Genomic DNA, 22,561 nt, shown 5'->3' on the forward strand with positions numbered 1-22,561 from the left:
CGCTTGCCGTCGAACTGGCTGCCCGCCGTGTGGGTTTCGCGTACTTCCACCCAGGCCAGGCCTGTCAGGCCAGCGGCCTCTAGCTCATGGTAAAGCCAGGCGGCAATCACCTCGCTGGTGGGGTTTTCCAGCCCGGCGATGTCATTGAGGTAGCGGTGGTTCAAGCGCAGGAACAGCGGTGCCCAGGCCGCTTCCAGCCCGGCCTGGCTGTGCTGGCGGGCATCTGCCACGATGCGCACGCCAAAACCATGGCCATGCAGGCGGCCGCATTTGTGGCCGACCGGTACGTGGGGCAGATGGTGGGCGGCCTCGAAGCTGGCGGCAATCCAGTGCAGGGCGGTACCGTTTTCCAGCATCACACCGCGTTCCGGTGCGCTTTGCAGCAGCAGGGCGGACGGGCAGTTCAGCGCATCTTTGATGTGCTGGGCCAGGCTCAGATCGTCACACTGCGGCAGTTGCTGGTTGAGGTCGGCATAGTCGAGCGGGGCCAGGGCCTGTGCCAGTGCGGTATGCAGTTCGGCTTGTTCGATGTGGGTGACATCGGCGCGCGCCAGTACGCGGAAGCTGTGGCCGTGCAGGCCGCTCAGACGGTGTTCGTCACCGGCAACGCGGCGGGCGGCTTCAAAGCGGCCACCGGCCAGCAGGCAGGATGCATGCATGTCAGGCCTCCTTGCTGCAGCGTTCGATCAGCGGGTCGGCCACGCCAGCCTCGGCAAAGCCCTTGGCGCGCAGCTCGCAGGAAGCACAATGACCGCAAGGCGGCACCGCGCCGTTATAGCAGGTGTGGCTCCAGGCCAGTGCTTCTATGGCGCCTACTTGCTGCGCCAGGGTGACGGTTTCGGCCTTGCTCAGATACATCAGCGGGGTATGCAGTTCCACCCGGCTGTCCATGCCCAGGCGTACCGCCAGTTGCAGCGCTTGCAGGGTGTTTTCGCGGCAGTCCGGGTAGCCGGAGTAGTCGGTTTGCGCCACGCCGGTGACGATGTGACGGGCACCGCGGGTGTAAGCAAAAGCGGCAGCAAAAGTAAGGAATATCAGGTTGCGGCCCGGCACAAAAGTGTTGGGCAGGGCGTCGTCGTCACGGCTGCCTTCTTCGGGCGTAATGCTGTCATCGGTCAGCGCATTGCCACCAATGGCGGCAAAGGTGTCGATGGGCAGCACGGTCTGGCGTACGCCTGCCATGACGGCAATCTTGCGGGCGCAGTCCAGCTCCACGCGGTGGCGCTGGCCGTAGTCAAAGGTAAGGGCTTCCACATTGGCCGCGCCAAATTTTTGCACTGCCCAGTACAGGCAGGTGGTGGAGTCCTGACCGCCGGACAGCACAACCAGTGCTTTTTCCGCAGTCTTAGTGGTATTCGGTGTCATGGCGTGATCCATCGATAAACAGTCGAGGCAGTGGTGCTGTCGCAGCTTGCTTGGCCTTGCGGTGCAAGGTGCTGTTGCGGTGGCAATACGCACGCGGGATCGGTCTCACCCGGCAGGTACTGGCAGCCAAAATGCCGCGCAGCAAAACCGCGTAATCTATCAGAAAACCGCCTTGCCAGCCAGTTGGCTGGCGCGATTAGTGCATTGATTTTATTACCTGCAGTGCTGACTGGGCTGTTGGCAGTGCAGAGCAGGCTGGTATCAAAAGCCGATGTTCTGTCTGATAATCCAACGGTTATGTTGCGATAGTCTTGTTATGGCTCAGACCCGGCTGGTTTTCATCCTGCATGGCCTGCGTTGTCCGCGCAGCCTGCCCGACCGCCTGTTGCAGCGTTTTGCTGCGGATTATCAGGTGGACATCCACATCACCACGTCGGCGGCCAGTGCCGAAGACATGGCGCTCACGGCGGTACGGCAGGGCTGCGATTACCTGATTGCCGTGGGGGGCGATGGCACCATCCACGAAGTGATCAATGGCGTGATGCGCGCGGATGCCACCGCGCGTGAGCGGGTGGCGGTGGGCGCGCTGCCCTTTGGCACCGGCAATGACTTTGTCCGTTCGCTGGGGGTGAGCGATTCACTGGAGCAACTGGAACAGCTGATTGCCAGTCAGCGCGTGCGCCGTATCGACCTGGGGCGGCTGAGCCTGCCTGGTGCTGACGGCGAGCGGGTGATCTGGTTTGGCAATATCGCTTCGCTGGGCATCAGCTCGGCCATTGTGCAGCAAGTGCGCCGCCTGCCGGGCTGGCTGCCGGCCAGCGTGGCGTTTTATCTGTCCATCCTGCTCACTCTGCTGCGTTACCGTCCCCGGCGCATGCAACTGACGCTGGCTGATGGCGAAGTCATCAGCGGTGATTTCCTCAGCCTGTGCGTGGCCAATGGCCGTTACTTTGGCAGCGGGTTGGGCATTGCCCCTATGGCACGGCTGGACGATGGTTTGCTGGAAGTGGTGATGATACGGCGTGGCGGCGGGCTGGATTTTTTGCGCCATCTGCCCAGCCTGCGCAAGGCACAGCCGGTGCTGGACGAGCGGGTGCGCTATCTGAGTGTGCGCAGCATCTTGGTAGAGGGGCAAGACTGCCCGCTGGAGGTGGATGGCGAACTGGTCGGCCAGGCACCGGCCCGCTTTACGCTGGAGCCGGCGGCGCTGCGTTGCCTGTCCGCCCTGTAGCAATCAATCAGCCGTTCAGCCGGGCCAGCAGTTTTTCAGCCACCAGTTCGGATGATGCCGGGTTCTGACCGGTAATCAGCAGGCCGTCTTCACGCACGAATACCCCCCAGTCCGGGCCTTTTTCGTAGAGGCCACCCTTGGCTTGCAGTGCGTCTTCCACCAGCAGCGGCACGATGTCAGTCAGTTGCACCGCGTCTTCTTCGGTATTGGAAAAACCGGTGACCTTGCGACCGGCCACCAAGGGCTGGCCTGCGGCATCGCGCACATTCACCAGCACGGCCGAGGCATGGCACACGGCGGCTACCGGCTTGCTGGCGGCAACAAAGGCTTCAATCAGGGCGATGGAGGCGCTGTTGTCGACCAGGTCCCACAGCGGGCCATGGCCGCCGGGGTAGAACACAGCATCAAAATCATCGGCCTGTACGCTGTCCAGGGGGACGGTATTGGCCAGTACGGCTTGCAGCGCGCTGTCCTGATTAAAGCGTTCGGTGGCCGGGGTACTGAAGCTCGGGTCGGCGCTCTTGGGGTCGATGGGCGGTTGACCACCCTTGGGTGAGGCCAGCGTGATGGCAACGCCCTTGTCAGCCAGCGCGTAGTAGGGCGCGGCGAATTCTTCGATCCAGAAACCGGTTTTGTGGCCGGTATTGCCCAGCGTGTCATGGCTGGTGAGGACAAACAGGACTTTTTTCATGGTGTGGCTTCTCGTGTGATGTGGTCCGGGCGGCGCTGGCCAACCCGGACTGTTGTTGTCAGTGATTGATCAGGTTTACAGCGTCGGGTAGTCGGTATAGCCCTTGGCATCGCCACCGTAGAAGGTGGCGGCATCCGGGGTGTTGAGCGCAGCACCGGCTTGCAGGCGTTCCACCAGGTCCGGGTTGGCGATATAGCTGCGGCCAAAGGCCACGGCGTCGATATAGCCCTCGCCAATCAGTTTTTCCGCTTTTTCTGCGCTATAGCCACCAGCGGCGATGATTACGCCCGGGTAACGCTTGCGGATTTCCTGACGGAAGGCTTCGCTCAATGCCGGGCCACCAGCCCAGTCCGGTTCGGAAATGTGCAGGAATGCCAGCTTGCGTTTGGTCAGCTGTTCGATCACATACAGTGCGATGTCTTGCTGCTCGACGTTGGACACGCCATTGAACACCCCCAGCGGCGAAATGCGGATGCCCACGTGTTCGGCATCCCATTCAGCTACCACGGCATCTACGACTTCCAGCAGGAAGCGGGCGCGGTTTTCCACGATGCCACCGTAGGCGTCGGTGCGTACATTGGCTTCCGGCGACAGGAATTGGTCCAGCAGATAACCGTGGGCACCGTGGATTTCCACCAGGTCGAAACCGGCGCGGCGCGCGTTGTCGGTGGCGCGGCGGTAGTCTTCCAGAATGTCTTCCAGCTCGGAGACTTCCAGCGCGCGCGGCTCATCGCATGGCACGCGGGCCAGGCTGCCATCCGGCTGGCGGATATTGGTATTGCTTTCGGCGCGGATGGCCGACGGGGCTACCGGTGCTTCGCCATCCGGCTGCAAGGAGCGGTGCGAGATACGGCCGGTATGCCACAGTTGCAGCGCGGTCTTGCCACCGGCAGCGTGGACGGATGCATTCACCTTGCTCCAGGCGGCAACTTGTTCTTCGCTATAAATGCCCGGTGCACCGGCATAGCCCTTGGCGGTGGGGGAGATATGCGTGCCTTCGGCAATGATCAGCCCGGCACTGGCGCGCTGGGTGTAATACTGCACCGACAAATCAGTCGGTACATCACCCGGCTCGGTATTGCGCAGGCGGGTGAGCGGGGCCATGGCCACACGGTTGTTGAGGGTGACGGCACCCACTTGCAGCGGGGTAAACAGTTTATCCAGACTCATTTCAGCTTCTTCCTGTAGGCAAAGACAAGTTGATTAACGGTCAAAACCAAAGCCCTGCTTGCGGGCAACCGGGGCGACTTCGGGGAAATACACATTCTGGTAGTACTGTGCGGTATTGGCTGTCCACGGCAGGCCATCCGGGCGGCCAATCTGCTGCCAGTAGCTGGCCAGGGTCTGGTCATACTGGCGGATTTGTTCCGGCAGCTTGGCAGCCTGGTAATGCTCGTGATGGACAAAACTGTCACGCGGCAGACGCGGTTTGATGCTGCTGTCCTGATCCACATAGCCCAGTGCCACGCCCACGATGGGGAAGGTGAGTTCCGGCAGTTGTAGCAGCTCGATCATGGCTTGCGGATTGCGGCGGATGCCGCCGATCGGCACCACGCCCAGCCCTGCCGCGCGGGCGGCGGTCATCAGGTTGCCCAGTGCAATGCCGGCGTCTACTGCGCCGACGGCAAAGCCTTCCACGCTGTCCTGAATCACCTGCTCGGCACCTGCGGCTTCCACGCCAAGGCGGGTTTTGTAGAAGTCCACCACCAGGGTGACAAACACCGGGGCCTGGGCAATCCACGGCTGGCCACCGGCCAGAGCAGCAATCTGCTGGCGGCGTGCGGCATCCTGCACTACCACCAGCGAAACTTGCTGGCCATTGATGGAGGTGGGGCCTTTCCAGGCGGCGTCCAGCACTGCGTCCAGTACTTCGGCGGGGATGGGTTTGTCCTGATAGCTGCGAATACTGCGATGTTGTTGCATCAGTTCCAGTGTGCTGTTCATGGCATTCTCCCGTTTGGGTAAAATAAATAGACCGGTCGTCTAGTTGATATGTCAAAAATACCCGCTGCAGGGGCGGGCAAAATAAATTCCTGTTACTGCGTCAGCTTGCCTGACAGTCACCCGGCTTGAGCATGGCGTCGGTCAGGGCCTGTGCCTGCAACATGGGCTGTTGGGTGTGCTGCACCTTGAACAACAAGGCGGAACCCACCCACAGGCTGTACAGGCTGCCAGCGGTGTCTTCCGCGGACAGGCGGGTACACAAACTGCCTTCTTGCTGCCCACGCCGGATACAGTCGGCCAGCCGGACAATCACCCGGCCCATGCCCTCGGCCAGCGCTTCGCGCATGGGTTCGGACAGGTCAGAGACCTCGGCGGCCAGCTTGATGGCCAGGCAGCTTTGATTGCCTTCCTCGCATTGCTGGTGGCGGTCCAGCCAGCCGGAGAAGTAACGCAGCAAGCAGCTGCGTGCATCACCCTGGCTTGGGTCCAGCGCTTCCAGCAGGCGCGCATCGTAATGTTCAAAGTAACGCCGCAGCATTTCCACCCCAAAGCCTTCCTTGGAACGGAAGTAATGGTAGAACGAGCCTTTGGGCACCCCGGCGCAGCCGAGGATTTCGGCCAGGCCAACGGCAGAAAAACCCTTGCCCAGGATGATGGACTCACCGGTGGCAAGCAGGTGTTCGCGGGTATCGGAAAACTGGCTGGGACGTGACATGGCGAGATAGTACTAGACCAGTCGTCTAGTTTGCAAGCTTATTGTGGGTCAGCTGTGGCATGCGGGCTGCAATCCGGTGGAAAGGCAGCGCAGACAATCCACGCGGTGGTGTGTGGGGCTTGCCGTCCGGATGACGATTTGCATTGACCCAGTCTGGCCCAGGCAGCGGATGGGAGATGAACCGATTGGCCTGCATGAGGAGAGGCGGCCTGAAATTATCTGGTATGGGATCAAGCGAGTCTGTACGAAAGAACTGTGTCACAAGCAAGACAGAATGCGCCGCATCCGGCTGGTAAGCTTGGTTTGATAACAGGGTATGAATAATTTGATCAATATTTAACGCTGTTTTCTATTGATTTCTAGTGTTTGGCCTTGTCTCACCTCAAATATGAATCAGATTTTGAAATGTAAAATTTAAGATGTATCTTTTGTTATTTTGGGAAAAATCTTGTAAATAGCCTTTATCTATGTAGAATGCGTAGCATTGATAAATTGTATTGATAATGGAATATTCGCTGGCAGCGTATCGCCATGCGACTTGTCCATGCGTACCACCATGTCCCAATTCCCAGCAGGAAAAACAGTAGCGCCCCGCCAGCGACGACTGGGTTTTACTCTGGTCGAGATGATGGTCACTGTAGGCGTTGGCGCCATCATGATGGCAGTTGCCGTCCCCCAGTTCAGAATGCTGGTGGCCAGCAACAAGATCACTACCGAAGCCAACCGCATCGTGGCGGGTTTCAACTATGCCCGCACCGAAGCCGTGCGGCGCAACCAGCCGGTTTACATCTGCTCGGCCAATCTCAATACCAACAGCATGAGCATCAGCGGCTGCCTCAACCAGCAAACCAGCAGCAAGTACAACTGGGGTTATGGGCTGTTGGTGTACGCCGACAATATCAGCACCGGCACCATGGGGAGCTATGACAGTGGCGAAGCGATCAAGAGCTTTTCCTTCTACGGCGAAATGAATAACGCGTCGGCCATCAATCTGGTGATGTCCAGCAGCCCAGTGGGCAGCGTCAACCAGTTGGCCTTTGGCAGTGATGGCCGTTTGCTGGATGGCAACAGCCGCAAGCTGGTGTTGCAGGACACCAGCAATAATCTGTGCCGTGTCATCCTGGTGATTGGGTCTGGCCGCAGCAAGGCTTGTGATAGCAGTACCGACAGCAGTTGCGGAGCCTGCTCATGAAGAAAATGACCGGCTTCACCATGCTGGAAGTGCTGATGTCCATTCTGATTGTCGGTGTCGGCATGCTGGCCCTGGCCGGGATGCAAGGCCGCACCCTCAAGACCGTGCGCGAAGCCGAGCAGCAGGGCGTAGCCGCCATGCTGGCTGCCGAAGTATCTGATGCGATGCGCGCCAATTCCAATGCGGTGATCAATGCCAGTGGCAGCGTGACGGAAGACTGGACCAACTACGTGGAAACCAGCTACAGCGACCACACTACTGTTCCTGCCACCCTGTGCAATGCGGCGAGCGGTGCGCAGTGCACGAGTGCACAAATGGCGGCCTACGACCTGTACCAATTCAAAAATAACCTGGCCACAGCATTCTCCGACAGCAGCCAGAACAATGTGCGGGCCATTATCTGTCGCGACAGCAATGCCTCGTCCACCGTTAATTTCAACGATAGCAAACTGGGTGGTTGCACCGGTGGCAGCAAGCTGATGATACGGGTGGCCTGGAAGGCTGCCATGGAAAAAGCCGCGAATACTGCCCTGGGCAACAATAGTGCCAATTCGTCAGCTTCCAGTACCACAAGCCGGGTATATGGCTATGTTTTGCAGTTTGAACCATGAGTAATTCCATGAAACGGATGCGCGGCTTTACCCTGATCGAGCTGATGGTGTCACTGACCCTGGGCATGATCGTGTTGGGAGCGGTTGTAGCGGTTTATGTCAACAGCAAGCGCACTTTCAATGTGGTCAGCCAGCGCATCAGCATGCAACAGGATGCCCGCATTGCCCTGCTGCAGATTTCACGCGATTTGCGCATGGCCGGCAGCTATGGCTGTGCCACGCTGGACGCCAACAATACGGCGGCTTCGCAGGCGGTGACGGTGGATACCAGTGCAGTGAGTTCACCTGCGGTGTATCAAACCTTCATTACCGGCGGCGGTAGCTACCTGCCATTCGCTGCCTATGCTGCCGGTTCGGCCAGTAGCTGGCTTAATGGACAGACTGCTTCGTCAAGCATTGATGTGCTGGCCGTGCAGTATGGTCGGGGAACCGCACAGGCCACGGCGATTGCCTCTGGTGGTACAGCCACTTTTTCTGCAAACAGTAATAACCAGCGTACCTACACCGTGGGGCAGCAGTTCTGGGTAGCCAGCACCTGCCAGAAAATCATGCTGCAGCAAATCAGTGCCGGTCTGGCCTCGGCCGGGGTGTCGGTGAATATGGGCAGCATGACTACCGGTGCCGACATCATGGACCTGGTGTCCCGTGCCTATTTCGTCAACAGCAGCGGGGCGCTGGTGATGACCGAGCTGGGGCAGGGCGGTACCTTGCAAGGACCGAACGAGTTGATCGGTAACGTCACCGGCCTGCAGTATGAATATGGAGAAGTCACCGACAGTACCAATTGCCTGGTGACTTACCGTAGCCGCGCTTCGGTGGGCAACTGGCGCAATGTGTCATCGGTACGCATCACCATGACAGTGCGCAGCCAGAACCAGGTACCGCTGGCCAGCGGCAACAGCTTTGGCTACCTGACCCAGACCTACCAGACCACCGCCGCCATCCGGGGGAAGCAATGCTACCGCTCCAGCTGAAATCCCGGCTGCCTCATGCCCAGCGCGGGGCCAGCCTGATCGTGTCGCTCATCCTGCTGGCGGTGATTGCCCTGCTGGTGGTGTACGGGGCGCACCCCTTGCTGACCGAACAGAAGATCGCCAGCAACCAGAACGACCGTACGCTGGCATTCCAGCTGGCCGAGCTGGCTTTGAAGTCTGGTGAAAGCTATGTCGCCAGCAACAAGCCGGTGGCCAGTTCCTTTGTGGCGGCCTGCACCGGCGGACTTTGTCTGCCCAGCCAGTCTGCGGGCGGGACCAATGCCTGGGAGCGCAGCAATGTGTTTACCGGTACCTATAACAACTCCTTGCAGTGCACTACCTGCACCATTACCGGCGAGATCTTGCAAAAGCCGCGCTACACCATTGAATTGCTGGACAGCAATTATACCGATGCCGTGACCGGTACCTCGGGGGCATCGCTATATCGCATTACCTCCCGTGCCTGGGGCCGCAATGCCAATACCCAGGTGACCTTGCAAAGTTATTACGTCGTTTCCTGAGGCGGCTGCCCATGTCCCGTTCTGTTACTGTTTGCACGGCAGCTGTGCTGGCACTGTTTTCTGCCACGATTTTTGCTGCGAGTCCCTATCCGGCTGTGCCGCTCTACCTGAATCAAAAATCCGTACGGCCTAATATTGCCTTGATGGTAGATGATTCCGGTAGTATGAATGACGCGCCGAATGGAAATGCGGTCAGCACTTCCAATCCATCCAAAATTACCATTGCCCGAAAAGTATTGACCAATCTACTGAATAATAATTGGGATATGGCTTATTGGGGATTATTTCATTTTAATTATGGTCCTTATGACTATTATTATAATGGTGGGTGGTATTTGGGTTATGTCCCATTGCGTACTAGCCTCAAAATAAATGGTTGGAGTGATCCGACACTCTCCACTTCCAGCTCTCAGCTCACTACTTTTGTCAATAACATCAATGGCAGTGGCTTGACAGATTATTTGGGCACGCCAAGCGCTGGGGCGTTTTATAATATCATGCGCTCATTTGCTGGCCGGTCAGGCTGGAATGGCATGCCAAGTTATCAAACACCACAAGACTACACCGGTGCTTCACCCATCAAATATGTCTGCCAGAAAAATTTTGTCATTTTCATATCAGATGGCTATCCCAACGATGAGGTAGTTAATGCTACCGAAAAAAATAAAGCTGGCACATCTGTTTCATTGAATAGTTACACACCCGTCGGTGTAACCATGCCCAGTGTGGCCGCTGGTGTCGACCCGACGCTGGTACGCTATGCCGGCTTTTATTATCAGAACGGTATTGTGCCCAATGGGGTGACAAAAGATACCGAAGGGAATACCTATAGCGCAGCTACGGCGCAGCCGGTGGTGACTTACACCATCGGTTTTGGTTTGCCTGCTACGGATGATGGTCAAAAGGTGCTGGCGGCTACTGCCACGGCTGGTGGTGGGCAAAGCTTTAATGCCAGTGATGAAACCTCGCTGACCAATTCGCTCAAATCCGTGTTGAACAGTATTTCCTCCACCACTGCAACTAATGTGCCAGTGGTGGCCAGCAAGCCTACCAACCCTTCCGAAGCGATTCAGGCCACCTTTTATTCCGGTGACTGGTCTGGCCAGTTGCGTGCATACAATGTGAGTAGCACGACTGGTCTGGCTAACCTGACTTCAACCATTCCGGTGCAGTTCAATTCGTCCAGTGCCAACCGGCTGGCAAATATTTTCACCAGCACCGGGGGCAGTGCCAGTGGCGCGCTTTATACCAGCGTTTCCAGTAATAGCAATCTGAACAGTTATCTTGCCGGTGGTTCGCCGTCTGGCTGGCGTAGTCGTAGCGGTGACAAATCCACCCCGTCTACCCTGGGTGACATCATCGACTCCACGCCAACACCGTTCGGCACTACGGCCACTGCCGGTTTTGCTGTGGGGGCCAATGACGGCATGCTGCATGTGTTTGGTCGCACTACCAGCAATTACACTGAAGTTTTTTCCTATATTCCGCGAGCCGTCACGGCGGCCAATCTGGCCTTGCTGGGTTCCACGACTTATGGCGGTGCCCAGCCGCACCTGTATTTTGTCAATGGCAACCTGACCTTCAACAATGTCAGTGGTGGAGACAACCAGTTTTCCACCTCGACCACCTCGGTACTGACTGGCGGCATGGCGCAGGGCGGACAGGGCCTGTTTGCGCTGGATATCAGCAATACCGTCGCCAATCCTTCGCTATTGACTGGTGGTAGTGTATTCGGTGTCGGCAATGTGTTGTGGGACCATGTACCGACAGATTCCGGCTTTAGCAATCTGGGTTATACCTTTGCCAAGCCGGTGATCGCCCAAGTCTATTATGGTGGGCAAAAGAAATGGGCGATGATTACCGGTAACGGTTATGACTCCACCAACAAGGCCACCACCTTGATGGTGATCGACCTGAAAACCGGTGCCATGTTGTACGAGATTGATACTGGTACGGCCAGCAATGGCTTGTCCTCCCCGGCGGTACTGGATGTGAATAACGACAAGGTGGCGGATTATGTCTATGCGGGCGACCAGGCTGGCAATCTCTGGCGCTTCAAATTGCAAACCAGCAGTGATCAGACTACCTCGGTCAGCAATTTCTTTACCGCCCAGGCCAATCAGCCCATCGTGGCGGCGCCGGCCATTTATGCCATTCCGGGTGGTGGCTACATGGTATACGTAGGTACTGGCCGCATGCTGTACGAGAACACCAGCTATAACGACCGCACTACGGTCTATCCGCAATCCTTGTACGGCATTTACGACGATCAGACCAAGACCAACCTGACCTATAGCAGCTCCACTTTCATCACCGATGGTGAAGTGGCTACCCTGAATGGCACGGCCTCCATTGACGGGTCTGCCACGTCTACCGCCTCGGGCAAACTTGGCAGCAGCGTGGTATTCCGTGAAACCACCACTATCAGCGATGCCGCCACTACCGGTGGTTTGTCGGTAGGGCCCAGTGGTAATCGTGCTGGTTGGGTATTCAATATGAACAGCACAAACGGTGAGCGCATGATCTACCAGCCGGTGGTGGCGCTGGGCAAGCTGTACTTCACCACCCAGGTGCTGAAAGGCAGCTCCCTGGTGTGCAGCAATGTGAACCAGCAAAGCGGCTGGGTGATGGCACTGGACTTGTTGACGGGTGGTGCCCCGACCTCACCGGCTTTCGACTTGAACGGCGATGGCAAGATCAACACCAGCACCACATCACCCGATGGCGATACGGTGAGTTTTACCGATAAAAAAACCAATATTCCGTCCGGCATCAACTACAACATCGGTATTCCCTCAGCCCTGTCGATTGCGTTTACCGTCACCACGGTAAACCTGGGGGACTACACTTCAACCGATGCTGGCCAGCTGGGTAGCTATCCTTATCCGTCCTCCACCAATACCAATGAAGTACTCACTTTCTACGTGGGCGGGACGGGGGGCAGCAACGGCAATGTGGCGGCGGGCAAGCTGATTCCCAAAGCCACGTCGGTGGGACGGCGTATTGGCTGGCGTGAAATTTTCTGAGGTGGCTATGAACAAACAGCAGGGTTTTACCTTGATCGAACTGGTTATCGTGGTGGCGATTGTCGGCATACTGGCCGCCATAGCCTATCCGTCCTACACCCAGCATGTCATCAAGGGTAACCAAGCGGCAGCCAAGGCCAATCTGGTGGAGGATGCCCATTACATGTCGCGCTGGTATGCGGAGAAGGGTACTTACGCCTCGGCCACCTTGCCTTTGACCACCGCGCCCAGCAACGGCACCACGCTCTACAATATTGCCGCCAGCGGTACCACGGCGGATACCTTCTCACTGGTGGCCACGCCGGTGAACGGCATGTCACAGGCTGGAACGGAAACCATTTCGGTCGATCAGGACGGCAATATCCTGTATTGTAGCCAGACCAACACCGGTAGCTGTCATCAGTAAACAGCCTTGTTGCTGGCGCTAGCAGCAGACGCCGCGTGCTACAAAGCAAAACCGCCAGTCCGTAAAGATTGGCGGTTTTTTTATATGGCCGGGGATGTTTACCCCGGCCAGCCCGGCAGGGGCTTACATCGCCCCTTCGAAAATGCTTTCGATTTCTGCCTGGGTGGCCTGTCGCGGGTTGGTCAGGCCGCAGGCATCTTTCAGCGCGTTTCGCGCCAGCAGCGGAATGTCCTCCCGCTTGACCCCCAGTTCACTCAGCGAGGCCGGAATGCCGATGTCGGCGGCCAGCTTGCGAATGGCCACCAGGCAGGCCTTGGCACCGGCTTCTGTAGAAAGACCGCTGGTGTTGACGCCCATGGCGGCAGCGACGTCAGACAGGCGGGCGGCGGAGGTTTGCACGTTGAAAGCTTCTACATGCGGCAGCAGCAGAGCATTGCAGACGCCGTGCGGCAGGTCGTACACACCACCCAGCTGGTGCGCCATGGCGTGGACATAGCCCAGCGACGCGTTATTGAACGCCATGCCGGCCAGAAACTCGGCATAGGCCATCTGTTCACGCGCTTCCAGGTTCTTGCCGTTTTCCACTGCGGTGCGCAGGTACTGGGAGATCAGCGACACCGCCTTGAGTGCGCAGGCATCGGTAATGGGTGTGGCAGCGGTGGAAACATAAGCCTCGATAGCGTGGGTGAGGGCATCCATGCCGGTGGCCGCGGTCAGGCCTTTGGGCTTGGCAATCATCAGGTCCGGGTCGTTGACCGACAGGATGGGGGTGACGTTGCGGTCAACAATGGCCATTTTCACGTGACGCGCTTCATCGGTGATGATGCAAAAGCGGGTCATCTCGCTGGCCGTGCCGGCCGTGGTATTGATGGCCACCAGCGGCAGCTGCGGTTTTTTCGAGCGGTCCACGCCTTCGTAATCGGCAATCTGGCCGCCATTGGTGGCCACCAGCGCAATGCCCTTGGCACAGTCATGTGGCGAACCGCCACCCAGCGAGATGACAAAGTCGCATTTCTTTTCCTGCAACACGGCGAGGCCCGCTTCGACATTGCCAATGGTCGGGTTGGGCTTGGCCCCGGCAAAGATGGTGGCCTGGATATCACGCTCGGCCAGCAAATCCCTGATACGGCCTGCCACACCAATTTCATCCAGCACCTTGTCGGTGACGATCAGGGCATGGCGAAAGCCATAGGCCTGAATGGACTGGATGGCGTCTTTCAGGCAACCGGCACCCATGACGTTGACAGCAGGAATAAAGAATGTCGTAGTGGTCACTGTGTTATCTCCTTGATTGACAGGCAAGCCTCTTGGCTGGGCTGGCCCGGACTGCAGGCTAGAACAACATGGATTGCATGACGGCAAAGTCACGCTTGCAGCCTATAGCGTGGGAGAGCGTGCTCCTATACGACTTTAGTGCAATAAACCAGCGGACTCCTGTATTGCGTTGCGGTGCCCTGTGTATGGATATTGGCCAGGCAGTGCTTTATGGCCGAGCACTGTTTATCCCTGAAGTGCATTTTTTATTTGGTGTGTTTGCTTGGTTTGTTAATGGCCGTATACGATCATTGGCAAATATTTACATTTATTTATTTTATTGCTATTGCCAGTTTGTGGAGGGTGCTTATTGTTTTGAGTTAGTATTTATTCGTTTGATTAGCCGGAAATTTACTGGTTAATGTCCCAAGCAAATGTGATCAAGCTTTCCTTGCTTTGGTGTGCCTGATTTTAAAAAAGGTGTATTCGCTTTGATAAAGTCCGCTGGATATACCTTGTTTGAGCTGGTCATTGTCATGGTCATCGCCAGCATCATTACCGCAATCGCAGTGGCCGGCTATCGCACGACGCTGGATAGCAGCAATGTCAGTGCAGAAATCAACGCCTTGAGTGCAGACCTCGCTTATGCCAGAAACGAGGCCATTAAGCAGGGGCAAAACGTCCTGTTGTGTGCCACCAGTAATCCCGCTAGCAGTTCTCCAACCTGCAATAACGCCAGCAGCCTGGCCACCGGCTGGGTGGTGATGTTGTCGGGCAATAGCAATACCTGCACAGTCAGCAATGGCCTGGCAGCCAGTGCGGTGTTGCGGGTGGGCCCGGCGGTGACGACGGGGGACAGCATCACCTTTGCCTACTCCGGTAGCAATACTTCCAATGGCATTTGTTTTTCCCGCCTGGGAACCGGCACTACCGGCAAATTCACGGTGGCGGCGGCCACCGCCAGCAGCAGTGCCAACCAGTTCAACAAGCAGTGTCTGTATGTCAGCAATGCGGGTTTGTTGCACGTGGTGAAGTCTGGTAGCACCGATAGCTTTGGGAGTTGCTGAGATGACGATTCCCAAACTGCATCAGTCTGCCGGTTTCACCCTGCTGGAGGTGCTGGTTGCCCTGCTGGTGATTTCGATTGGCTTGCTGGGCATGGCCGGGGTGCAGGCACTGAGCATCAATAACACCAATACCGCGCGCATGCGGGGGATTGCGGCCATCAAGGCGGAAAGCCTGGCTGCTGCCATGCATGCCAATACGGCGTACTGGCAGAACGTGAGCGGCACGGTAAGCCAAAGTACGGTGCTGGCGCTCAATACCGGCAGCTGCGGCAGCAGCACCTGCACGGCGTCCCAGGTGGCTGGTTATGATGTGTCGTCATGGAGCAGCGAGCTGTCATCCAGCCAGTTGGCCTTGCCATCCGCATCCGGCACTTTCTCTTGCACTTCCAGTACCACTGCTCCGGTGTCCTGCACCATTACCGTTTCCTGGCAGGAAAAAACCATGGCCCCTGCACTGACATCGACCACGGCCAGCAGTGCCTTTGCCACCGCCAGTTACCAGATGGTGGTGCAGCCATGATGCAGCCTCCCGTTCACCGTTATCTGCAGCAGGGCCTGACACTGATCGAGCTGATGGTGGCCATGACCATTGGCCTGCTGTTTCTGCTGGCCTTGTCGGCGCTGTTTCTGTCGTTCAAGCAAACCAGCCTGCAGCAGGGTGGGGTTGCCCAGATGCAGGATGACCAGCGCATGGCCATGACCATTCTGAGCCAGGTCATCCAGTCTGCTGGTTATTTTCCCAATCCGGCCTCGGCCACGGTGTCTACCGCACTGGCGGCGGACAGCACCACGGTCAGCGGTGTGTCCTTTACTGCCGGGCAAGTCATTTACGGGGTGGATAGTGGCGTTGCCGCCACCCCCGACACGCTCTATGTGCGTTACCAGAGTGCGCAGAACGATGGGGTGGTGAATTGTCAGGGCGGCACCAATGCGTCTGCCACCACGGCCACGTATATCAATCAGTTGTCGGCATCGGCTACGACCTTGCAGCTGACCTGTGGCTTGAACGGGGCCACGGCGTTAGGCGTGGTGGGCGGGGTCAACCTGTCTGCGGCCACCACCTGCAACCGTGTCGGCTATGTCGGTATCAGCAATGTGAAATTCCTGTATGGCCTGGACCCGTCCGGTAGCGGCTCGGTCACGCGCTATGCCTCTGCCGGTGTGGTCAGCAACTGGTCATACGTGTATGCCGTCAAGCCGGTCATCACCCAGCTGTATTGTTTCCAGCAAGGGGTGGCACCGCAATCGGTCACCTTCTCGCAAACCATTTCACTGCCAAACCAGCAATGAGGAACGCGCGGATGCGGCCACCAGCCAGAAGAAGGCGCCAGCAGCGTAGCCGGGGTTTTGCCTTGATCATCTCCCTGCTGTTTCTGATGATCATTGCCATCCTGTGCGTGATGCTGATGCGCAGCATGGGCCTGCAAGGAAAGATGGCTGGCGGCTTTCGCGAGAAGGGGCGTTCCTTCGAGGCTGCCCAGGCTGCGCTGGTGTATGCCGAATGGTGGCTGGCGCAGGGTAATGGCAGTACCGGCAGCAGCTGTTCCGCAGTCGTGACCAGTGCGGTGGTGTGCTCCAATGCGCTGAGCAGCCCCACCTCGGTACCGTGGACTGTTGGTGTCAGCTATACCCCCAGCGGCATGAGTATTGCGTCTGGCGGTATTGCCATGTATGCCGCCAAACCGATGTTTTACATTCAGTACCTCGGGGTCAGCAGTAGTACCGGTTACAGCATCTATCGCATCAGTGCCCTGGGCTATGGCGGTAACAGCCAGGCGGTAACTGTACTGCAAAGTACTTATGCGATGAGCACTTCCGGCAGTGTGCAGAATGTCGGTCAATAAACCACCCAGCCACCTGCTTACGGGGGAAAATCAGCAGATGAACAAGATGAATACAGCCAGTCTTGAGTACCGTGTAAGCCGGCTGCTGCCATGGCTGTGCTGGAGCGGATTGTTGTGCAGTAGCGTGGTTGCCGCCTCTACGTTGACGGTGGTGGACAACTTCACCGGGACGGCCAATTCGGTCAATTGGTATGCCTATGGTGCATTGACGGCCAGCCAGACTACCACCAACACCAGTAGCCCGGGCGCCTGCCTGACAGCTGGCTCCACTACGGCTGGCTCGTCCGGTGCGGCAAGCGCGACCAGCGCAGGTATTATTCCGGCTTGCGGTTCTGGCTCTGGCGGGACGACAGGTACCATTCCCGATGCCTCCGGTAGTGGTGCTTTACGGCTGACAAATAACAAGAATTATCAGACTGGCGGCATCATCTATGCCGGGGACAGCAGTGGTTATGCCTTCCCGGCCAGTACCGGCATCAATGCCACCTGGACCAGTTACAGCTATGGCGGCAGCGGGGCGGATGGCTTGAGCTTTTTCCTGCTGTCCTCTGCGCAAAAAATCACCGCACCTTCCTCTCTGGGGGCCAATGGCGGTTCGCTGGGTTATTCCTGCTCCAATCAAAGCGGCAATGCCACCAATAAAACAATGACCGGCTATGGCTCAACCGGGATTCACAATGGCTATCTGGCCATAGGCATGGATGAGTTTGGTAATTTTTCCAATAAAAGCGATAACACGGCATCCGGCAGCAGTACCGGGCAGACTGCCGGTGCGATTGCCATCCGTGGCAAAGGCGATATCAGTAATGACACCTATCCCAGCTATGGCTCGTCGTCCATCATCAGCATGTGCAGTAGCGGGAAGCTCAGTGGCACAGCCATCAGTGACTACCCCTTCTACAGCCTGAGTGGCACCACCAACGGGTCGTACAAGGTGTCCAGCAGCACCCCGCTGTATGAGTCCGCGACTACACGTGCCGACGCCAAGCCGCATAGCTATCAGCTGCAAATCACCACCGGCAACCTGCTGACCCTGCGTTACAGTTATAACGGCGGTACATGGACCACCATTGCCAATGGCATCGATATCACTTCGATTGGTGGCACCCTGCCGTCCTACCTGACTTTCGGCTTTGCCGCTTCTACCGGCGGCTCTACCAACTACCATGAAATCACCTGCTTCCAGGCCGCGCCGCTGACGACGTCCAATAGTGGGGCCGGCCTGAACCAGCAGTCGTCCGAAGTGCAGACCGGCAGCCAGGCCTACCTGGCTTATTACAATGCCAGCAACTGGTATGGCGGGGTGACGTCGAACGCCATCACGGCGAGCAGTTCCGGCACGGTGTCCGTGGCCAGTACCGCCACCTGGGACAGCGGTTGCGGGCTGACTGGCGGTGCCTGCTCTACCACCGGCACCACCATTGCCAGTGCGCAGGGTTCCAGCAGCCGCAGCATTCTGAGCTGGAATGACAGCTCGCTGACGGGGGTGGCTTTCCAGTTGGGCAGCCTGAGCAGTACACAGCAAAGCGCACTGAATTCTTCTTCCACTTTGCTGGCGTATTTGCGTGGGGACCGTACTTACGAAACCAGCACCTATCGCGCCCGTACCAGCGTGATGGGCGACGTGATCAATTCCAGCCCCACCTGGGTGGGCCCGCCGCTGAAAAGTTATGGTGCAACCTGGTCAGACAAGATCATCAGCGGTGCTTCCTTGCCGGAAAACGGCTCCAGTGCGGTGACCTATCCCACTTTTGCCGCCAATAACCTGACCCGTACCAATCTGGTGTTTGTCGGTGCCAATGACGGCATGGTGCATGGCTTTCGCAGCGGGGCCTACAACAGCTCCGGGGTGTATGACAGCAGCAGTACCAATGATGGCAAGGAGCTGCTGGCTTACGTACCCGGTACCGTAGTGACTTCCAACCTGGCCAGCTACAGCAACATCATTTATTCGCATGCCTACTTTGTGGATGCCACGCCCACCAGTGGCGACGTGTTCTACAACAACAGCTGGCATACCTGGCTGGTGGGAGGCATGGGTACCGGCGGCAAGGGTATTTATGCGCTGGACGTCACCACGCCTGGTAATTTTTCCGAGTCCAATGCCGCCAGCCTGGTAAAAGGGGAGTGGAACAGCTCCACCCTGACGTGTACCTACAGCTCGGGCTCCTGCGCGTCCGATTTGGGGTATACCGTTGGCACGCCGGTGATTACCCGCTTTCACAACGGCAAATGGGGGGCTGTATTCGGTAATGGATACAACAGTTCCACCGGGGTGGCATCCATCTTCGTGATGATGATAGACCCCAGCACCGGGGCGGAAACCTTCTATGAATACTCCACCGGCTACGGCCCCAGCAAGGACCCCACCGGTAATAAGTCCAATAACGGCATTTACTATGTCACGCCGGTGGACCTGGATAGCGACAATATTGCCGACTATGTCTATGCCGGTGATTTGTTCGGCAATATGTGGCGCTTTGACCTGACCAGCAGCGACCCCACCAAGTGGGTGGTGTCCAGCTACTCCGGCACCAAGCAGCCCTTGTTTTCCACCGGGCTTAACAGCAGCGGGACATTACGGCCCATCACCACCAAGCCGGTGGTCGCCACGCTGAAGGCCAGCTCCACCCTGCCACGGGTGATGGTGTATTTCGGCACCGGCAGCAAAGTGTCTGCCACGGTCAGCAGTTCCAGTACTTATGCCTCGGGTGACCAGGAGTTTTACGGAGTGTGGGACTGGAATGTCAGCGCCTGGAATGCACTGTCTTCCACCCAGTTTGTCACTACGTCCAACAGTCCGGGCACACTGAGTGCCTCGCAGCTGGTGGCCCAGACGCTGACATCCACCACCACCTCCAGCAGCACCACGGTGGCAAGCTATGGTTCCACCTCCAGTAACACCGTGTGCTGGGTGGATACCTCGTCCTGCACCAGCAATACCCAGTATGGTTGGAGATTTGTGTTTCCTTACAGCAGCAGCCAGAGCGAGCAGCTGATCTACAACCCGCAATACCTGAACGGGGCCATTACCTTCAGCACCACCATTCCGGCGGTCAACAACATCACCTCCTGCACCAATAGTGTGGATACCGGTTGGAGTTATGCGCTTAGTCCGGCCAGTGGCGGCAATTTCACCACATCTTACTTTGCCAATAGCAGCGGCACGTTTACCGGCGTCAATGGGCTGGTGATCAATGCCGTGCAGCTTAGCGCCACCGGTTCTTTCCAGGTGGTGACCTATAGCGGGGCAACCTATCTGGTCTATCAAACCGCCTCAGGCTATGCAAATGGCAACGTCATTGCGGTCAATACCCAGGGTGTGTCCACCAGTGGAAGCCGTCTGACCTGGATTGAATTGAGATGAAGATGAAACACAAGCGCCCGTCAATGACCGGTTTTACCCTGGTGGAACTGGTCGTCACCATCGCTATTCTGGGCATTCTGGTGTCCATCGCCATTCCGGCCTACACCAGCTATGTGCAGAAAGGTAATCGTCCGGCCGCCAAGACAGCCTTGCTGGAACTGGCGGCGCGCGAGGAGTCCTACTACGCGCTGAATAATGTCTATGCCTCCCAGCCAACCACGCTGGGCTATAGCGTCAACAGTATTCCGGTGCCCAGTAGCAGTCAGAACTACTACACCATCACTGTGGCATCGGCGACCAGCGGCACGGTACCGGGCTATACGCTGCAAGCCACGCCGGTGACTGGCAGTGTGCAGGCTAGTGATGCCTGTGTGATTTATCAGCTGGATTCTCTGGGTAACAAAACCAATGTCACCTCCACGGGCAGCACGGTAAGTACCAGCAACTGCTGGTAATACTGACGACCGGTTTGCGGTTGCCAGTCAAGGGCCTGGCCTGTCCTGCCGGGACTGGTAGGGTAGAGCAGGCCCTGTTGTTGCCGTGTGGCTGTGATAGGGCATGACTTGTTTATGTCATATTTCTTCAGATAAAGCCAATGATCGGTGCCATGCATCCTGTATGGCCTCTATCCGAAGTTTGATGTGTTTTTGCTGAATTTCCCCTGTTTTTCTTCAGTGTTCAACTTTCCCGATAAAGCTTTTTTTTTCAATGCCTTGTCCTGTAATCACGCCTGACTTCCAGTCACTTTTGTGTGTTTAAAATAATATTCATTGTGGCGTTTTGTTAAACGCGTGATTAGAATTGGTACGCCGAGATGCAATGGAAAATCCAGTTGATACAAGGATTTGACAGCTTTGGATACTGTAGCCAGGTATCAACTGTTTAAAAAATTGCCACTCGTTTTGTCAATGACAGGAGAAACAGCATGAGCAACAAAGACCTGATGCAGCGCAAGGCGGAGGCAACACCGCGTGGCGTGGGCGTCATGTGTACGTTCTTTGCCGACAAGGCCAGGAACGCCGAAGTATGGGATGTGGAAGGCAACCGTTATATCGACTTCGCCGGTGGTATCGGCGTACTGAATACCGGCCATCTGCATGCCAAGGTGCAGGCCGCCGTGGCCGAGCAACTGAACCGCTTCAGCCATACCTCGTATTCCATCATTCCTTACGAATCCTATGTCAGCGTGGCGGAAAAGCTGAACCAGCTGACACCGGGCCAGTTCGCCAAGAAAACCGCCTTCTTCAGCACCGGCGCCGAAGCCGTTGAAAACGCCATCAAGGTAGCGCGTGCTGCCACTGGACGTCCGGGTGTGATCGCCTTTGGCGGTGCCTTCCACGGCCGCACCATGCTGGGCATGGCACTGACCGGCAAGGTGGCCCCGTACAAGATCGGTTTTGGTCCGTTCGTGGGCGAGATCTACCACGCCGCTTATCCGAACGCCCTGCACGGTGTCTCCGTGGAAGATTCGCTGGCCAGCATTGAAAAGCTGTTCAAGTTCGATATCGAAGCCAAGCGCGTAGCCGCCATCATCTTCGAGCCGGTACAGGGCGAGGGTGGTTTCAATATCGCACCGACAGAGTGGGTGGTGGCACTGCGCCAGCTGTGTGATACCCACGGCATCGTGCTGATTGCTGATGAAGTACAGGCCGGTTTTGCCCGTACCGGCAAGCTGTTTGCCATGGAGCACTACCCGGTTGCACCCGACCTCACCACCTTGGCCAAGTCGCTGGCTGGTGGCTTCCCGCTGTCCGCGCTGGTGGGCAAGGCCGAGCTGATGGATGTGTCGGCTCCCGGCGCGCTGGGTGGCACCTATGCTGGTAGCCCGCTGGGCCTGGCTGCGGCCGGTGCGGTGATTGATGTCATCCGCGAAGAAAACCTGCTGGAGCGTTCCAACAAGCTGGGCGACTTGCTGAAAGAAAAGCTGCACAGCCTGAAACGCGACATTCCGCAGATTGCCGACGTGCGTGGCCTGGGTGCCATGGTTGCCGTTGAATTCAACCAGCCGGGTACGCACCAGCCGGATGCCGATTTCACCAAAAAGGTACAGACCAAGGCGCTGGAATCCGGCTTGATCCTGCTGACCTGCGGGGTGTACGGCAATGTGCTGCGTTTCCTGTTCCCGCTCACCATCGAAGACGAAATCTTCGCCGAAGCGCTGGCCAAGCTGGAAGCCGCGCTGAAGGCCTGATGCCGTCAGGCAGGCCAGGCTGATCCGTCCCGGTCGGCCTTTCTGCCCCGGCTAGCTGTAAGCACGGGCGTGCACCACCGCTGCCTGCCGGTAGCGGCAGGGTGTCGCCTGTGTCCAAGAAGTAATGTGGGTCATTTCAAAAAACATAAAACAATAAAACGA

Annotated in this window: 20 protein-coding genes and 1 pseudogene; 14 read left to right on the forward strand and 7 right to left on the reverse strand. The window is 57.5% G+C overall.

Annotated features, from left to right (window positions below; translation table 11 throughout):
• Window positions 1–2: 2 nt before the first annotated feature.
• Both HWX34_RS21490 and queC read right to left on the reverse strand, forming a co-directional pair.
• Window positions 3–356: pseudogene (locus HWX34_RS21490) on the reverse strand (6-pyruvoyl tetrahydropterin synthase family protein); the annotation flags it as partial.
• Between the two features lie 304 nt (window positions 357–660).
• Window positions 661–1,365: a 7-cyano-7-deazaguanine synthase QueC gene (gene queC, locus HWX34_RS11860; RefSeq protein ID WP_178972433.1), complete on the reverse strand. Its 705-nt coding sequence runs from the start codon at window positions 1,363–1,365 to the stop codon at window positions 661–663.
• A 316-nt stretch (window positions 1,366–1,681) separates the two neighbouring features.
• Here queC and HWX34_RS11865 point away from each other — a divergent pair, with 316 nt between their 5' ends.
• Complete coding sequence (locus tag HWX34_RS11865) at window positions 1,682–2,596, forward strand: diacylglycerol kinase family protein (RefSeq protein WP_178972434.1); 915 nt, start codon at window positions 1,682–1,684, stop codon at window positions 2,594–2,596.
• A gap of 7 nt (window positions 2,597–2,603) precedes the next feature.
• On the opposite strand, the gene HWX34_RS11870 is transcribed toward HWX34_RS11865, so the two are convergent.
• The 4 genes from HWX34_RS11870 to HWX34_RS11885 form a co-directional block, all read right to left on the reverse strand.
• Window positions 2,604–3,287: a type 1 glutamine amidotransferase domain-containing protein gene (locus HWX34_RS11870; RefSeq protein WP_178972435.1), complete on the reverse strand. Its 684-nt coding sequence runs from the start codon at window positions 3,285–3,287 to the stop codon at window positions 2,604–2,606.
• A 75-nt stretch (window positions 3,288–3,362) separates the two neighbouring features.
• A complete protein-coding gene (gene nemA, locus HWX34_RS11875; protein ID WP_178972436.1) occupies window positions 3,363–4,457 on the reverse strand; it encodes an N-ethylmaleimide reductase in 1,095 nt (364 codons plus the stop codon).
• Window positions 4,458–4,490: 33 nt separating this feature from the next.
• Window positions 4,491–5,231 carry an NADPH-dependent oxidoreductase gene (locus HWX34_RS11880; protein ID WP_178972437.1) on the reverse strand — a complete coding sequence of 247 codons (741 nt, stop codon included), beginning with the start codon at window positions 5,229–5,231 and terminating at the stop codon, window positions 4,491–4,493.
• A 100-nt stretch (window positions 5,232–5,331) separates the two neighbouring features.
• Window positions 5,332–5,946, reverse strand: coding sequence for a TetR/AcrR family transcriptional regulator (locus HWX34_RS11885; RefSeq protein WP_178972438.1), 615 nt, complete (start codon window positions 5,944–5,946; stop codon window positions 5,332–5,334).
• 556 nt (window positions 5,947–6,502) lie between these two features.
• Between HWX34_RS11885 and HWX34_RS11890 the strand changes: the two genes are divergently transcribed.
• The 6 genes from HWX34_RS11890 to HWX34_RS21315 all read left to right on the forward strand — a co-directional run bounded on the left by HWX34_RS11890 (window position 6,503) and on the right by HWX34_RS21315 (window position 12,676).
• Complete coding sequence (locus tag HWX34_RS11890; protein WP_178972439.1) at window positions 6,503–7,138, forward strand: GspH/FimT family pseudopilin; 636 nt, start codon at window positions 6,503–6,505, stop codon at window positions 7,136–7,138.
• Complete coding sequence (pilV, locus tag HWX34_RS11895) at window positions 7,135–7,749, forward strand: type IV pilus modification protein PilV (RefSeq protein ID WP_178972440.1); 615 nt, start codon at window positions 7,135–7,137, stop codon at window positions 7,747–7,749. Before HWX34_RS11890 ends, pilV (HWX34_RS11895) begins: the two co-directional genes overlap by 4 nt.
• Before the next feature lie 8 nt (window positions 7,750–7,757).
• The gene (locus tag HWX34_RS11900; RefSeq protein ID WP_178972441.1) at window positions 7,758–8,723 is read left to right on the forward strand and encodes a PilW family protein; all 966 of its coding nucleotides are present in this window, start codon (window positions 7,758–7,760) and stop codon (window positions 8,721–8,723) included.
• Window positions 8,705–9,244, forward strand: coding sequence for a PilX N-terminal domain-containing pilus assembly protein (locus HWX34_RS11905; protein ID WP_178972442.1), 540 nt, complete (start codon window positions 8,705–8,707; stop codon window positions 9,242–9,244). The genes HWX34_RS11900 and HWX34_RS11905 overlap by 19 nt, the downstream gene beginning before the upstream one ends.
• 716 nt (window positions 9,245–9,960) lie before the next feature.
• Entirely contained in the window at window positions 9,961–12,270 is a 2,310-nt protein-coding gene (locus HWX34_RS11910) for a pilus assembly protein (RefSeq protein ID WP_178972443.1), read from the forward strand.
• Between the two features lie 7 nt (window positions 12,271–12,277).
• Window positions 12,278–12,676, forward strand: a complete 399-nt coding sequence (locus HWX34_RS21315) for a type IV pilin protein (protein WP_045847481.1) — start codon at window positions 12,278–12,280, stop codon at window positions 12,674–12,676.
• A 123-nt stretch (window positions 12,677–12,799) separates the two neighbouring features.
• Here HWX34_RS21315 and yiaY read toward each other — a convergent pair whose 3' ends face one another.
• A complete protein-coding gene (gene yiaY, locus HWX34_RS11920) occupies window positions 12,800–13,951 on the reverse strand; it encodes an L-threonine dehydrogenase (RefSeq protein ID WP_178972444.1) in 1,152 nt (383 codons plus the stop codon).
• Window positions 13,952–14,391: 440 nt separating this feature from the next.
• Here yiaY and HWX34_RS11925 point away from each other — a divergent pair, with 440 nt between their 5' ends.
• The 7 genes from HWX34_RS11925 to gabT all read left to right on the forward strand — a co-directional run bounded on the left by HWX34_RS11925 (window position 14,392) and on the right by gabT (window position 22,399).
• Window positions 14,392–14,997 (forward strand): GspH/FimT family pseudopilin, encoded by a 606-nt coding sequence (locus tag HWX34_RS11925; RefSeq protein WP_370459732.1) that lies wholly within the window; start codon window positions 14,392–14,394, stop codon window positions 14,995–14,997.
• A 1-nt stretch (window position 14,998) separates the two neighbouring features.
• Window positions 14,999–15,517, forward strand: coding sequence for a type IV pilus modification protein PilV (gene pilV / locus HWX34_RS11930; RefSeq protein ID WP_178972446.1), 519 nt, complete (start codon window positions 14,999–15,001; stop codon window positions 15,515–15,517).
• Entirely contained in the window at window positions 15,514–16,287 is a 774-nt protein-coding gene (locus HWX34_RS11935; protein ID WP_178972447.1) for a PilW family protein, read from the forward strand. The genes pilV (HWX34_RS11930) and HWX34_RS11935 overlap by 4 nt, the downstream gene beginning before the upstream one ends.
• A 62-nt stretch (window positions 16,288–16,349) precedes the next feature.
• On the forward strand, window positions 16,350–16,841 hold the full coding sequence (locus HWX34_RS11940; RefSeq protein ID WP_178972448.1) for a PilX N-terminal domain-containing pilus assembly protein: 492 nt from the start codon (window positions 16,350–16,352) through the stop codon (window positions 16,839–16,841).
• 37 nt (window positions 16,842–16,878) lie between these two features.
• Entirely contained in the window at window positions 16,879–20,208 is a 3,330-nt protein-coding gene (locus HWX34_RS11945; protein ID WP_218645155.1) for a pilus assembly protein, read from the forward strand.
• Between the two features lie 2 nt (window positions 20,209–20,210).
• Entirely contained in the window at window positions 20,211–20,663 is a 453-nt protein-coding gene (locus HWX34_RS11950) for a type IV pilin protein (protein ID WP_178972449.1), read from the forward strand.
• A 470-nt stretch (window positions 20,664–21,133) separates the two neighbouring features.
• Complete coding sequence (gene gabT / locus HWX34_RS11955; protein WP_178972450.1) at window positions 21,134–22,399, forward strand: 4-aminobutyrate--2-oxoglutarate transaminase; 1,266 nt, start codon at window positions 21,134–21,136, stop codon at window positions 22,397–22,399.
• Window positions 22,400–22,561 lie beyond the last annotated feature (162 nt).

This window comes from Aquitalea sp. LB_tupeE (assembly GCF_013391415.1).
Taxonomy (GTDB): Bacteria; Pseudomonadota; Gammaproteobacteria; order Burkholderiales; family Chromobacteriaceae; genus Aquitalea.